The following is a 14,270-nucleotide window of genomic DNA, read 5'->3' on the forward strand; positions in this document are numbered from 1 at the left end:
CTTCTACAGTACCCCACTCTCCCAACTGTTCGCGAATGTATTGCTGGACATAGAAATGCCCTGCGGACGCGAGGTATGGGTTGCGATCGCGTACAATTTGAATTAGGTGGCCCTGCAGACGTTCTTTGAGATCCATGCGATCGCAGATACAATGAGTACACTCAGATTATATGGGATTGAATTATGATTGGAGAAGTCAGAATCGAAAATTATAAGTCCATTCAAAAGCTGAAGCTAGAATTAGGACGAGTAACTGTATTGATTGGTGAAAATGGCTGCGGCAAGAGTAATATCCTAGAGGCGATCGCCCTTGCTTCTGCGGCGGCAGATGATAAGCTGGATAACGAGTTTTTAGCATCTAGGGGCATCAGAGTTACAGAACCTCAATTTATGCGATCGGCTTTTGAAAAGGAAAATTTAGATAAAGATATCAGCATTGAAATTAGAGGAAATAATGACACAATAAAAATATGGTTTATTTTAAATAACGATAATACACCCTATGCTCGATGGAGAAATCATTTTTACTATGGGATTTCAGAAGAAGAACGGAATTTAGAAAGAGCCTATAGGCCGCTTGCTGCTTGGGAATATAATAGTTTTTTAGACAGCCGAGATCGACAATATCAATTTATCCGCAAAACAAATATCAAAACACTTAAAATACAGGAATTTATCATTTACTCTCCTGAAAATATCGCCTTACGTACTTTTGAAAAAGAAGGGCAAATTCAACCATTAGGGATTAATGGAGAAGGCTTGTTTAAACTTTTAAAATTTTTGAATTCAGACAACCAGGAACAGCTTAATGAAATTCAAAAAAAGCTGCAACTGATAGATTGGTTTCAAGATTTTGAATCTCCTCCAAATTTATCAAGTATTCAAAACTCACTTCAAATTAAAGATAGATACTTAGATCCAGATTTAGCTTACTTTGACCAAAGAAGTTCTAATGAAGGCTTTTTATTTTTGCTATTTTACTTTGCTTTATTTATTAGCGAACTCACGCCTAATTTTTTTGCAATTGACAACATTGACGCTTCCCTCAATCCTCGATTATGCCGCCGATTAATCGAAGAATTAGTCGAACTAGCAAAAAAGAATGATAAACAAGTCATCTTAACAACTCACAACCCGGCAGTTTTGGATGGTTTGGATTTAGATGATGATGAACAGCGGCTGTTTGCAATTTCCCGCAACCAATTAGGCTATACTAAAGCTACAGGCATTCTCAAACCTCAACCTTTGGAGGGACAAGAACTTGTGAAATTATCAGAGGCATTTTTGAGAGGTTATATCGGCGGACTTCCTAAGAATTTTTAATATGATTAGTTTTGGATTGATTGCAGAGGAACTTGCCAAATTTTTATGTCATATAATAGAAACATAGTTATCGGAGATTACCATGCAAGCATACAAACTTAGAGGTAAAATCGATGCAACTGGCAACTTGGTAGTTGTGGAACCCGTGAATATGCCGCCGGGAGATGTAGAAATCATCGTTTGGCCGGTAGCTGATGCGGTTGTCAGTTCCCCAGAGTTAGTAGTTGAGTCGCAGGAAGCAAATCCCAAAAGAAAAGTAAAAACTAAAATCAAGGCTTTGCAAGCCTGGTTTGAGAATACTCAGCCTGTCTCGCCTGAGTTCGATGCAGAGGAAGCTAGATGGGAAGCTTTGAAGGAGAAACACAATCTATGAAAATCTTGCTAGATACTAACATCATCTTAGATATCGCCCTCGAACGACAGCAATTTTTTGGTGAAAGCGAACAAGTTTTGTCCTTTGTTGAACAGGGACACCTAGAAGGCTATATTTCAGCCTCTACTTTTGGCGACCTTTACTACATCATACGTAAAGTTAAAAGTCGAGATTCAACGCTTGAGTTTTTGAGACATATAGCCACATTTTGTCAAGTCGCAACAGTAGATAACTCTGTTATTTCAATGGCATTAACTTGCAACTTCAAGGATTTTGAAGATGCGATTCAGTACAGCACTGCTGTAATCAATCGAATTGATGCCATTGTCACCCGCAACCCGCGAGATTTTCCGGTTACTACTCCTAGGATTGTAACTCCAAATCAGTTAATTCAAGAGTTAACCAATTCTCCCTAAATTTCCCAAATCCCTAAACTTCCGACTCCAATTCTGTAGCCCGAACTTGCACGGGAAATTCAACTGCATTCAACTCCGACGACTCTAATAACTGCACTTTCTCCTCAGAATTCGCTGCACTCTTCCGGCCTTTTCCCAATTTTTCCGCCAAAGTATCCCTCTGATTAATCAAATAAATACTCACCAAAGTCAGCCCCACCCCCATCGATTGCAGCGGATTCAACACCTCGCCCAACAACAAATTGCCGAACAGCAAAGCAAAAATCGGGGTAAGAAAGGTAAGAGAACTTAAACTTGTGAGACTGCCGCTGGAAGCAAAATAAAAGAATAAACCGTAGGCGATCGCACTCCCAAAAATAGTAGAATAAGCTAACGCCATCCATCCCGAAAAATCGATATTTACAAACTGTTCGGACTCAGTTGCTGCCGAAATTGCCAACAGTGGCAAACCGCCCAAAATCATGTGCCAGCCAGTCGCCACCACCGGGTCAACATAACGGCAAACCCAGCGCACCAAAACCGTACCCACAGCCATCGACAAAGCCGCCAACAGCATCAACCATTCCCCACCCTGAAACACACTTTCGATACCCGCAGAAACCTGCGCGCTTTCAGGAGAAAACAGCCCCAAAATCCAGCCATCCGGCAACCCAATTAAACTGATGCCGATCACGCCAATTACTAATCCCAACCAGCCCCAAAAGCCAATTTTTTCTTGAAACAACCACAAACACAAAATCGCCACAGCTAGCGGTTGAGAATCAATCATCACCGAACCCAAACCCGCACCGGTTCTGTTCAAACCTTCGGCTAAAAAGCCTTGAAACAAAGTAGCGTCAACTACAGCAAACAGTGAAATCCACAGCCAAGCTTTCGGGCCCTGTGGCTGCGGTTTTCCCATCAGCGCCGCCGCCAACAAAACTAACACGCCCGCAGGTACTAAACGCACAAATGCTACAAACAGGGGTGTCGTGTGTGGCATGACTCCTTTCATGGCTACCATTGCCGTTCCCCACAGGAAAAACGGCGCAATTAGCAACAGCGGGGCAAAAGGTAGTTTAGAACCGGTCAGTTTTAGCTGCATGGCGGGGACTCCAAATGATTGATGAGAGCTGCTCTCAGAAAAATAATGTAGATTTGTTAAGCAATTTTTACAATTATATATTATTGATGTTGGGTTAAGTGCGATCGAACGGGCAATCTAGAACGGGCAAGATGCCGGTTCCACAAAATCAAGGTGGAACAGGCCCGACAGCCTGTTGCTGAGAATCTAGAACAGGCAAGATGCCCGTTCCACAAAATCAAGGTGGAACAGGCCCGACAGCCTGTTGCTGAGAATCTAGAACAGGCTGTCGGGCCTGTTGCGAACACGATCGCAACATCTACCCCGATCGATAAGGCACACTATAAGTTAGCTACAAAATTTCATACATTGCCTGTAAACTGCCCATGATTTGGCCATTCAAGCCCCGCTACCGCAAACAAATCGCCCGCATCGAAGTCACCGGTGCCATTGCCGGAGAAACTCGCAAACGAGTTCTCGAAGCCCTCAAAACTGTTGAAGAACGCAAATTTCCCGCTTTGCTGCTGCGGATAGACAGCCCTGGGGGGACAGTCGGCGATTCCCAGGAAATTTACAGCGCCCTCAAGCGCTTGCAAGAAAAAATCAAAATAGTCGCCAGTTTCGGCAATATTTCAGCTTCTGGCGGAGTCTACATCGGCATGGGAGCCCAACATATTGTTTCCAATCCCGGTACAATTACTGGCAGCATCGGGGTGATTATCCGGGGTAACAATATAGAAGGGCTGCTAGAAAAAGTCGGCGTTTCTTTTGAGGTGATTAAATCCGGGCCGTATAAAGATATCTTGGCATTCGATCGACAATTGACCGAACCCGAACAGCAAATTCTGCAAGACTTAATCGACACTACCTACCAGCAATTCGTGGAAACCGTTGCCGAAGCCCGTTCCCTACCGGTTGAAAAAGTCAAAACTTTTGCCGACGGTCGCATTTTTAGCGGTCAGCAAGCCTTAGAATTGGGTGTGGTCGATCGGCTCGGAACAGAAGAGGACGCTCGCCGCTGGACAGCCGAACTCGCCGGCCTCGACCCGGAAAAAACCGAATGCTGCACCCTAGAAAAGCCAAAACCTTTCCTAAATCGGGTCTTGGGGAGTAGTCTGGATACATCGGGAATTTCAGCTTACAAGAATTTGCTGGAATTTGAGATGTCTACTAGCGGTTTACCGCTGTGGCTGTATCGCCCGTGATTTAATAGTCAGTTATTTGTTAGTTGTTATTTGTTATTTGTTATTTGTTATTTGTTATTTGTTATTTTTTGGTTATAATTCCGAATTACCAATTACTACTGACAACTAACAACTAATAACTAACGACTAACGAATAACAACTAATGGCAGTGGGGTGTTGGCAGTTATTTGTTATTTGTTATTTTTTGGTTCTAATTCCGAATTACCAATTCCTACTAACAACTAACGACTAACAACTAACGACTAACGACTAACAACTAACAACTAACAAAAACATGAAAAATATTGGCGTGGAGTGGCAAGTGCGGGCGATTCGCGGGGCAACTACTGCTAGCGATAATTCGGTGGCAGCAATTAGAGAAGCGGTGAGAGAATTGTTAGATGAATTAGAAGCAAAAAATGATATTAATCCAGAATTAATTATTAGTGCTACGTTTTCTGCTACTCGCGATTTAGATGCTATCTTTCCGGCCGCGATCGCCCGCGAACGTCCTCACTGGTGCAATGTTCCTTTGTTGGATGTCCAGCAAATGCACGTTGAGGGTTCTTTACCGCGCTGCATTCGGTTCTTGATTCACGTCAATTGGCCGGCACAGGTTGAAATTTATCATCCTTATTTGCGGGGAGCTCAAAATTTGCGGCCGGATTGGAATTTGGCGGTGGCTGCGGCTGGGGAAAAGTAGATTTGGCGATGGTGAAAGTCGATCGCCCGGACAATTCATAAAGGGCGATCGGCAGATTTCTTTCTCAAGGGGTTGACAAGTTGCAAGTTAAGGTGTATGTTGGTGAGTGTGCGAGTTGCAAAAACCGCTCCAGAATTTTGAAAATTGCATAGTTTTTTTTGGGATCTGCAGCTAGTTTCAGTGTCGCAGAATGTCAATCGACGCACCTCGGGCGATCGGTCAAACCCTGATTTTCTCGTTGAGGTGCGTCGATGACTCTCATAGCAAGGGTTACGGCTTGCCAGCAACTGAGCTTATTGCTGATTTTACCCTCTTATTGACAACAAAAAAAAGGTGCGTCGATTTGAGGCTTGAAACCCTTTCTGGGTAAGGCTTCCTGGACGAACAGTCTCCTTTACCACTTCCCCGAGAGGGGATTGAAACACTCTAAATTAGAATCCTGCATTACAAACAAAAATGTTGAGTCTCCTTTACCACTTCCCCGAGAGGGGATTGAAACCAGGTGGTGCGCCAGGGGCGTCGCGCCCAGGCACGCTATCGTCTCCTTTACCACTTCCCCGAGAGGGGATTGAAACAACAGTATTGCGGTATGGTTCGTCATTCCCGTATTTTGTCTCCTTTACCACTTCCCCGAGAGGGGATTGAAACAAGAAGGTCCTGACTGTTGGCCAGGATAGGGAACAGTCTCCTTTACCACTTCCCCGAGAGGGGATTGAAACTTCTCTTTTTGAAACTAGGGAGTGACAGGAGCATCGAATAGGTCTCCTTTACCACTTCCCCGAGAGGGGATTGAAACTCAAGGGAGGTAGTAGTTTTAAAAGCGAGAAACTCAAGGTCTCCTTTACCACTTCCCCGAGAGGGGATTGAAACAATTTGGGGGTTCATAGCCTTCCTCGTCAATAAAAGTCTCCTTTACCACTTCCCCGAGAGGGGATTGAAACTTTGGGTTTCTTCTTGCGTTTGACTCATTTTTTCACTCGTCTCCTTTACCACTTCCCCGAGAGGGGATTGAAACCGGTAGAGGTCTGCGGTTTCCTCCAGAGACATAGGTTCAGTCTCCTTTACCACTTCCCCGAGAGGGGATTGAAACACTTGAGTTGTCAGAACTTGAGTTGTCAGAACTTGACTGTCTCCTTTACCACTTCCCCGAGAGGGGATTGAAACACCTACTGCTTCAAGGAATGCGGAAAAAACTGTTAGACCGTCTCCTTTACCACTTCCCCGAGAGGGGATTGAAACACTAGAGAGGAATCCATATTTAGAATGGTGGGTGTGCCGTGTCTCCTTTACCACTTCCCCGAGAGGGGATTGAAACTTGCGGAATCCCGATGGGTAACACACAATTGTGTCTGACCCGTCTCCTTTACCACTTCCCCGAGAGGGGATTGAAACCCCACTCCTGTAGCAAACGTTCCAACTTGGTCGTTAGCTGGTCTCCTTTACCACTTCCCCGAGAGGGGATTGAAACTTTAATGATTGCCTTTTCGGCATCTGATAGCCAAGACACCAGGCGGTTGAAACCGCTGCTACACAGTCAAAGTCCGCCTGCGCGGACTAAAGATTAACTGGATTTGGTATTATTTCAAAGTCCGCGCAGGCGGACATCGTTTGTGTAGACGCGGTTTCAACCACCTCCTTCATAAACTGGATTTGGTATTATTTCAAAGTCCGCGCAGGCGGACATCGTTTGTGTAGACGCGGTTTCAACCACCTCCTTCATAAACTGGATTTGGTATTATTTCAAAGTCCGCGCAGGCGGACATCGTTTGTGTAGACGCGGTTTCAACCACCTCCTTCATAAACTGGATTTGGTATTATTTCAAAGTCCGCGCAGGCGGACATCGTTTGTGTAGACGCGGTTTCAACCGCCTCCTTGATAAACTGACGCAGGGTGTCAGAAACCGGGTTTTTTCGAGAATACCCTTACAGCCGACAAAAATCCGAAAAACCCGGTTTCTTTGATTTTGATGCGTAAGTCCCAAAACTCATAAACTACAAAAAAACCCGGCTTCTCAAAGAAACCGGGTTTTAATTAATCAGTGGCTTTCTTGCGATGCAGCCTAATCCCTAAAAAGATGTCATATATAAAACTCCAAAAGTCCTTTTTCCCTTCCAATATTCCCAAACTTTGAGGAGAACCTTTCTCATCCAACAGCGGCTTCACAGCTTCGTAAGCTGGCTTGTAATTGTACCAAGGAATTGAAGGCCACAAATGATGGATCAGATGATAGTTCTGTCCCAAAATTAAGATATTCAGAATTGGACTAGGATATACTCTGGCATTTTTCCAACGATCGCGATCGTGAAACGGACGGTGCGGCAAATAATCAAAAAATAACCCCAACGCCAACCCCACCACCAAAGCCGGAGAAAACCAAAAATTCAACACGTAACCTAAATGGTCGTATTGAATCGAGATATACACGATCGTAATCACAAACAAGCGGCTGAAAAACCATTCCCACAGTTCATTCTTTCGCCACAACTTGCGCTTGAAAAAGAAAATCTCGTGGTAAAAAAACCTCGCAGCAATCAACCACAAAGGCCCGCCAGTCGAAACATAATGGTCTGGATCGTTTTCGGGATCGTTAACGTGGGCGTGATGCTGCATATGTACCCGCGTAAACACCGGGAACGCAAAGCCCAACATCAGGGCGCTACCGTGTCCCAAAATAGCATTCATCGTGCGATCGCGATGGGCTGCATTGTGAGACGCATCGTGAATCACCGTTCCAGCCATGTGCAAAGCCAACACATTCAATGAAAAACAGCACCATTGGGGCCATTCCCAAAACCAGAAACCCATAAAAGAAATTCCGATAATCCCCACGGCACTCAAAAACAGCAGCAGCGTCGGATTGAAGTCACCGGGAGGACTCAGAAACTCTTTCGGCACTGTCAGCGGCCGTCCTGCCTCCGACATCTTTGTTAACACTCCTTAATATTTCACCCTTGCGTAGTATAAGATACAACTCTGTCAATAGTAAACTTTCGTAAAAAAACTGAATCTAATATGGCGCGCACAAAGTTTTGAGATTTCTGTGCACTCAAACTCGTCGGTACGCGGGGCCGCTTCTCAAATCTCAAATCCCAAATTTTAAATTGTTTGACCCGAAACTTGACAAACTTGTGTAGAGGGGATATTTAAAAGTTCCCCCGATCGCAAATTCGATCGACACAATGATAGAGTTTTTGTAGTAGAGGCATCTTGACCCCACCAAAAACGGATACAAGTTTCCGACAGGAGTCGCGATAGTGCCCCAAATTTTAGACTAAGAGTTTCCGCTCCCAGATTCATCTGTAGAGTAAATCTCTGATTCTTCAATCATTTAATCTAAAATCTCAAATCCACCGACTGTCTTTCCACCCGCCTCCCCTGAACACCGCTGATGCAATTGCCAAAAGCCCTACGCCGAACTAAAATTGTCGCCACCATTGGCCCTGCCACATCCAACCCACAAGTGCTGCGAAACCTCATAGAAGCTGGTGCTACAACTTTGCGACTCAACTTTTCCCACGGAACAGAAGATGACCACCTTCGCAGCATTCGCTTAATCCGGCAAACCTCCTTTGAACTCAACCAGCCAGTCGCCATCCTCCAAGACCTCCAAGGGCCAAAAATTCGTTTGGGGCGCTTTGAAAAAGGCTCTATAGCTGTCAAAAACGGCGCTCCTTTCATTTTGACCAGCCGCCCGGTACTCGGCACAGAGCTGATTTCCTCCGTCACCTACGAACCCCTAGCTTCGGAAGTCCCAGAAGGAGCGCTGATTTTGCTAGACGACGGGAAAGTGGAAATGCGCGTGGAAAAAGTAGACCCCGGCGCGGGAGAACTCTACTGCCGCGTTGTCGTCGGCGGGCCACTTTCCAACAACAAAGGCGTGAATTTTCCGGGAGTGTACCTGTCAATTAAGGCGCTCACAGATAAAGACCGCAAAGATTTAATGTTCGGCCTCGACCAAGGTGTCGATTGGGTGGCCCTGAGCTTTGTCCGCAATCCCCAGGATATGCTCGAAATCAAAGAATTGATTGCCAGTGCGGGCAAGCAAGTACCGGTGATTGCTAAGATCGAAAAGCACGAGGCGATCGAACAAATGGAAGAAATTCTCGCCCTTTGCAACGGCGTGATGGTCGCCCGCGGCGATTTGGGAGTGGAACTGCCCGCCGAAGACGTGCCGATTTTGCAAAAGCGCTTGATTGCCACATCCAACCGCATGGGGATTCCGGTGATTACCGCTACCCAGATGCTCGACAGCATGGTGAAAAACCCCCGTCCTACCCGCGCCGAGATTTCCGACGTTGCCAACGCGATTCTGGACGGAACTGACGCGGTGATGCTCTCGAACGAAACAGCCGTGGGCGACTTCCCTGTCGAAGCGGTGGCGACAATGGCGAGAATTGCGGTGCGGATGGAGAGAGAAGGCATTAAGCGGAATATTAGAAATGTAGAAGATGTTGGTCGATCGATCCCCAACGGCATCAGCCAAGCAGTCAGCCAAATCTCCGAACAGCTAAACGCCGCCGCCATCATGACATTGACCAAAACCGGCTCGACAGCCCGCAACGTCTCGAAGTTCCGACCAAAAACTCCAATTTTGGCAGTTACTCCTCACGTAGACGTAGCCCGACAACTGCAATTAGTCTGGGGAGTCAAACCCCTGTTGGTGCTAGATTTGCCCTCCACCGGCCAGACATTTCAATCTGCGATCAATGTCGCCCAAGAAAAAAAATTATTGTCCGACGGAGATTTAGTGGTGATGACCGCCGGTACTTTGCAAGGGGTGGCCGGATCGACGGATTTGATCAAAGTTGAGATAGTCACAGCCGTTTTAGGCAAAGGCACCGGTGTCGGTTTGGGATCGGTAAGCGGGATGGCCAGAGTTGCTCGCACTGCAGCAGATGTGTCGAATTTCCACGCCGGAGACATTTTGGTAGTGCAGCGCACTAGCGCCGATTTTGTGGACATGATTCGCAAAGCAGCCGGTGTGGTGACTGAAGAGGACAGTTTGACTTCTCACGCTGCAATTATCGGGTTGCGCTTGGGCGTGCCGGTGATGGTGGGCGTGGAGAATGCGATGCGGGTAATTCGGGACGGCACTATGCTGACGCTGGATATGCAGCGGGGTTTGGTTTATTCCGGGGCCATAGCCGGCTCAACAGACGGAGAACTTGCCGTTTAACAAGTTTATTGCCGTTCGCCTGCGGGATCAAAAACCAGGTTTGGGCCTGTGCGAGTCGATCGTCAGCCAGATTTTTCAGCACAAACGGGATTTTTACAGCCCAGCTTTCTCAAGTCCTGAGTTGTGGAATTTTTAATAAAAATTATACAACTCATTGCTTTTTTTTTAATTTGTGCTATTATTGAAAGTCGTCTTGCCGATGTAGCTCAGTGGTAGAGTAACCGATTCGTAATCGGTCGGTCGCGGGTTCAAATCCCGCCATCGGCTCTGGGTTTGGGCCATTTTTGCCAAACCAAAGCAATAAAATTAACGGTTAATTAGGTTTGTAGTCAGGACTTTAGTCCTGATTAATTCATTTTATTTCCTCGGCCGCGGTACGCGAAAACTCAGGGGACTGAGGATTTGATTCAGGGCGCGCAATTGTTCGGCGGTGCCCAAACAAATCAACCTATCTCCTCCTTCGATCGCCGTTTCTCCAGTTGGCCCGACAATCAAATTGCCCTCACGCTGCCGAATTGCTAACACCAAAGCCCCCGATTGCGATCGCAGTTTTGCATTTCTCAAAGTTTGTCCGACGTACACGCAACTGTTAGGATCTACCAGAAATTCTTCCATGTAAAAAGAGCGATCGGTTCCTGTCAAAATGCCGTCCACAAAATCCATAACCTGAGGCCGCAAAGCAGCCGCAGCCATGCGTTTTCCGCCCGTAATGTAGGGGGATACGACAGCATCTGCGCCGCCCCGCTGTAACTTCTTGACGGCTTCTTCTGTGGTGGCGCGGGCGATCGCCCGTACCTTCGGATTCAGAGTTTTCGCCGACATCACAGTATATAAATTCTCCGCATCCGAGGGCAAAGCTGCTACTATGCAAATTGCGCGATCGATCCCCACATTCAGCAAAGTTTCATCGAGTGTCGCGTCTCCCTGCACCGCTGTGTATCCCAGCGCCAAAGCAGCCTCAATCGACTGTACCGCCGAATCTACCACCACAAAAGGGATATTTTCGGCCTCAAATTCCAAGGCAATCTGCCGCCCAGTGCGGCCAAAACCGCAGAGAATGTAATGCCCCACCAAAGAATCTACCAAACGGTGCTGCTGCCTAATTCTTGCTCCTTCTTGAAAATAGCCTTGGATCAGCGCTTCTGTAAAGCGGTTAACGATATAACCAATCACCATGACACCCATTAAAATCAGGCACATGGTAAACATTCGCCCGCGTCTGCCGAGGGGGTGAATTTCGCCGTAGCCGACAGTGGCTAAGGTAAATACTGTCATGTAAGCCGCATCCAGCAGAGACCATTTTTCGATCTGCCAATACCAGAGAGTACCGGTGCATAAAATTCCGCCCAGGGCGATCGCGCCGCCCCTTAACTCTTTTTCCAGATGCTGATATTTTTGTTCGAGAATAGAATACACCGCTCGGGCTCACCTATTGCCTATTATGTGCTACCAAGTTTAGCTATTTTTAGCGTACTTATGGCGATCGATTAATCTTTGCCAGCTAGGGCTTGTGGATAGGCGATCGCACTTTTTGCTGATTTATAATTTCGTCGCACAAGTGGCGATCGCTTTCAGTAAGCACCGACTTAACCTGAAGAGAATTGCGAGTTAAATTACAACCCTGCGCCAGCAAATCATCCACATTCAAATTCCACAATATCACAGTACCATCGGCAGCCGCACTAGCGATAGTCTTGCCATCTGGACTAAAACTCGCACTCCAAACTGCACTCTTGTGTCCCTTTAAAGTTTTGAGCAATGTACCGTCAATTTTCCACAGTCTCACCATTTTGTCTGCACTCGCCGATACCAGTATTTGGCGATCGGGACTAAAATTAATATTTGCAACTTGACTGGGATGTTTAAACATACTCATTAGTCTACCGTTTGAGCTCAAAATTTTCACATCTTTCTCGCCTAAGACTGAGGCAGTTATTTGATTGTTTTGCTTAAAATCGTCATTTTTTACTTGGTTTTTCTCTTGCTTGAAAGTTTCAATTAGCTTGCCATCAACCTGCCAATTTTTAACTACACGATCGTCGCTAACTGAAATCAGCCTCTGACTATCCGCACTAAAACTTACCTTGACAATTCGAGCATCATGACCTTTCAACACAGCTTTCAAGCTGCCGTTTGTCTGCCAAATTTTAATCGTCCTATCCTCGTTAGTTATTGCCAGCATTTGACTGTCTGGGCTAAAAACAACCAAAGCTAACTTATTGGCTGAATTCAAAAGAATTAGGCGTTTATTAAAACTGTAAACAACTTGTTCTAGTGCAGTTAAAATCCTAACTTGGATATCTGATGTCACTCCTAGCGATCGGTTCATTTCTTGAACTGCTTTAATGCTTTCGATTAAAGCTTCAGGTTTTTTATCCGCTGCAAATAGGGTTTCGGAAAACAAACTGAGAGTCAGGATTTTGTGATTTCGTTCCTCAATTGAAGGTTTAATCCAAAAAGCAACAAGTAAGATAGAAATCAGTAATGCTGAACTTACCGTGAAAATTTGTACTTTAAGTCTTTGTTCGCGCCAGAGTTTAAGTTGAGTAGCTTTTCTAAGTTTTTGCTGTTCGGCTAATTCTTCTAATAACTGTTTTTCCCGACGCAACAGTTCTATTTCTGCTTGAGTTAGTTGTTCGCGATCGCGCAATTGAGTAAATTCTGCCTCTTGACTAGCCGCTAAAAAATGATAATCTTGGGTACTCAAACTTTTACCAGCAGCCCATTCTCGCGCATCTTGCAATGCTTGACCGCGCAACAATCGAGATTCATCTTGACAATTCGATCCTATCCATGCTGTTAGAGATTCGGCGTAGGGCCGCAAGTCGCAAAGAGCTTTTTCTACCCAGTTTTGGTTAAATATAGCTGCGTAAATGCGGTTATTTACCGTTAATTTGCCACCTCGTTTTACCACCAATCCGCTGAGGCGCAGTTCAGTTTGTTCTGGAGTATCATCGGCATCGATCCCCCCAGCCCCCCTTAAGAAGGAGGGTTCTGAAACAGGCAATATTTTTTCGATCCCCCCAGCCCCCCTTAAGAAGGGGGGTTCTGAAACGAGCAATATTTTTTGGTATAGTCCTAATAATCTACTAGCGCGGTGCTGATTTCTGAGGAGGCGATCGCGAATTGTCTTCAAATGCACTGGTTCATCAGCAGCTTCCCAATTATTAATAATCTGAGATTGCACTATCTCCCCAATCAACAATCGGTTCGTAGTAAGGACTTCAGTCCTTCTTCCTAACTCCTGCCCTTGAACAATCAATTTACAAAGCTTTTGAGTCAGAAACGGTTGACCACCCGTCCACTCCAAAATCTCTTGTAAAACTTCTTGATAATTGTCAACTTTACCCTCAAACCCCTTGACCAAAGGCAAAGATTCGTGTAACTTAAAACCCTGAAGTTCGATCGCGCGACCAATATTAAACGGCGTGCGAGTGGCATCGCTAATTAAATCCGACGGCGTAGCGACTCCCAGCAACACAAATGTCAACCGCTGATATTCTGATTTGTGAGCGCGTTTATTGTAGCACGATCTAATCAAGGCAAAAAAATCATCAAGGGATTCTTTGAAACTGAGAACGCTATCAACTTCATCAATAAAAATGACAATGTTTTGAGAAATCTTTACCAGCAATAACTCTTCAATTAACTCTCCTAAACGTTGGACTGGGGACATCAATTCTCTCTCCCGCCACCAAGTCATAAACTCGACTGCGTTAAACAGGTTGAAATTGCACAAAAGTTTGTAAGCGACACCGCCGTACCACTTGTCGAGGGAGACTTGCTGGTTGCCAATGTCCGAAAGGTCGATCGTAGCACAAGCAACGCCATCAGCCGAGAGCTTTTGTACAGTTCGCACCAACAAACTAGATTTGCCCATTTGTCGGGAATTGAGCACATAACAAAACTCTCCCGCTTTCAGGGCTTGATAAAGTTCCGAGTCAGCTTGTCGCACCACATAGGTAGGCGCATCTTGCGGGAGACTGCCGCCGATTTGATATTGGTAATCGACTGTCATAATTTTGCCTAT

10 protein-coding genes, 1 tRNA gene and 1 CRISPR repeat array are annotated in these 14,270 nt (G+C 45.8%); of the genes, 7 read left to right on the plus strand and 4 right to left on the minus strand.

The features are described 5' to 3' along the window. The first annotated feature begins 183 nt into the window (after positions 1-183). The 3 genes from IQ270_RS01145 to IQ270_RS01155 all read left to right on the plus strand — a co-directional run bounded on the left by IQ270_RS01145 (position 184) and on the right by IQ270_RS01155 (position 2,112). Positions 184-1,323 (plus strand): AAA family ATPase, encoded by a 1,140-nt coding sequence (locus IQ270_RS01145; protein ID WP_193971145.1) that lies wholly within the window; start codon positions 184-186, stop codon positions 1,321-1,323. Positions 1,324-1,405: 82 nt separating this feature from the next. Then, entirely contained in the window at positions 1,406-1,696 is a 291-nt protein-coding gene (locus tag IQ270_RS01150) for a hypothetical protein (RefSeq protein ID WP_193971147.1), read from the plus strand. Beyond that, a complete protein-coding gene (locus IQ270_RS01155) occupies positions 1,693-2,112 on the plus strand; it encodes a PIN domain-containing protein (protein WP_193971149.1) in 420 nt (139 codons plus the stop codon). Before IQ270_RS01150 ends, IQ270_RS01155 begins: the two co-directional genes overlap by 4 nt. A 13-nt stretch (positions 2,113-2,125) precedes the next feature. Here the strand turns inward: IQ270_RS01155 and IQ270_RS01160 are convergent, their stop codons facing one another. Beyond that, a complete protein-coding gene (locus IQ270_RS01160) occupies positions 2,126-3,196 on the minus strand; it encodes a DMT family transporter (protein WP_193971151.1) in 1,071 nt (356 codons plus the stop codon). A gap of 365 nt (positions 3,197-3,561) precedes the next feature. Between IQ270_RS01160 and sppA the strand changes: the two genes are divergently transcribed. Together sppA and aroH are read left to right on the plus strand one after the other, a co-directional pair. Then, positions 3,562-4,380 carry a signal peptide peptidase SppA gene (gene sppA / locus IQ270_RS01165; protein WP_193971153.1) on the plus strand — a complete coding sequence of 273 codons (819 nt, stop codon included), beginning with the start codon at positions 3,562-3,564 and terminating at the stop codon, positions 4,378-4,380. A gap of 275 nt (positions 4,381-4,655) precedes the next feature. Continuing rightward, positions 4,656-5,063 (plus strand): chorismate mutase, encoded by a 408-nt coding sequence (aroH, locus tag IQ270_RS01170; protein WP_193971155.1) that lies wholly within the window; start codon positions 4,656-4,658, stop codon positions 5,061-5,063. A gap of 387 nt (positions 5,064-5,450) precedes the next feature. After that, positions 5,451-6,531: a CRISPR direct-repeat array (repeat unit 36 nt; unit sequence GTCTCCTTTACCACTTCCCCGAGAGGGGATTGAAAC). Between the two features lie 564 nt (positions 6,532-7,095). On the opposite strand, the gene crtR is transcribed toward aroH, so the two are convergent. After that, positions 7,096-7,986: a beta-carotene hydroxylase gene (gene crtR, locus IQ270_RS01175; protein ID WP_193971157.1), complete on the minus strand. Its 891-nt coding sequence runs from the start codon at positions 7,984-7,986 to the stop codon at positions 7,096-7,098. Between the two features lie 466 nt (positions 7,987-8,452). Here crtR and pyk point away from each other — a divergent pair, with 466 nt between their 5' ends. Then, complete coding sequence (pyk, locus tag IQ270_RS01180; protein ID WP_193971159.1) at positions 8,453-10,240, plus strand: pyruvate kinase; 1,788 nt, start codon at positions 8,453-8,455, stop codon at positions 10,238-10,240. Between the two features lie 195 nt (positions 10,241-10,435). Next, positions 10,436-10,507: transfer RNA gene (locus tag IQ270_RS01185), tRNA-Thr, on the plus strand. A gap of 90 nt (positions 10,508-10,597) precedes the next feature. Here the strand turns inward: IQ270_RS01185 and IQ270_RS01190 are convergent. Together IQ270_RS01190 and IQ270_RS01195 are read right to left on the minus strand one after the other, a co-directional pair. Further along, a complete protein-coding gene (locus tag IQ270_RS01190) occupies positions 10,598-11,656 on the minus strand; it encodes a potassium channel protein (protein WP_193971161.1) in 1,059 nt (352 codons plus the stop codon). Positions 11,657-11,741: 85 nt separating this feature from the next. After that, positions 11,742-14,258: an AAA-like domain-containing protein gene (locus IQ270_RS01195; protein ID WP_193971163.1), complete on the minus strand. Its 2,517-nt coding sequence runs from the start codon at positions 14,256-14,258 to the stop codon at positions 11,742-11,744. Positions 14,259-14,270: the final 12 nt, after the last annotated feature.

The organism is Microcoleus sp. LEGE 07076 (assembly GCF_015207455.1).
Taxonomy (GTDB): Bacteria; Cyanobacteriota; Cyanobacteriia; order Cyanobacteriales; family Microcoleaceae; genus Microcoleus.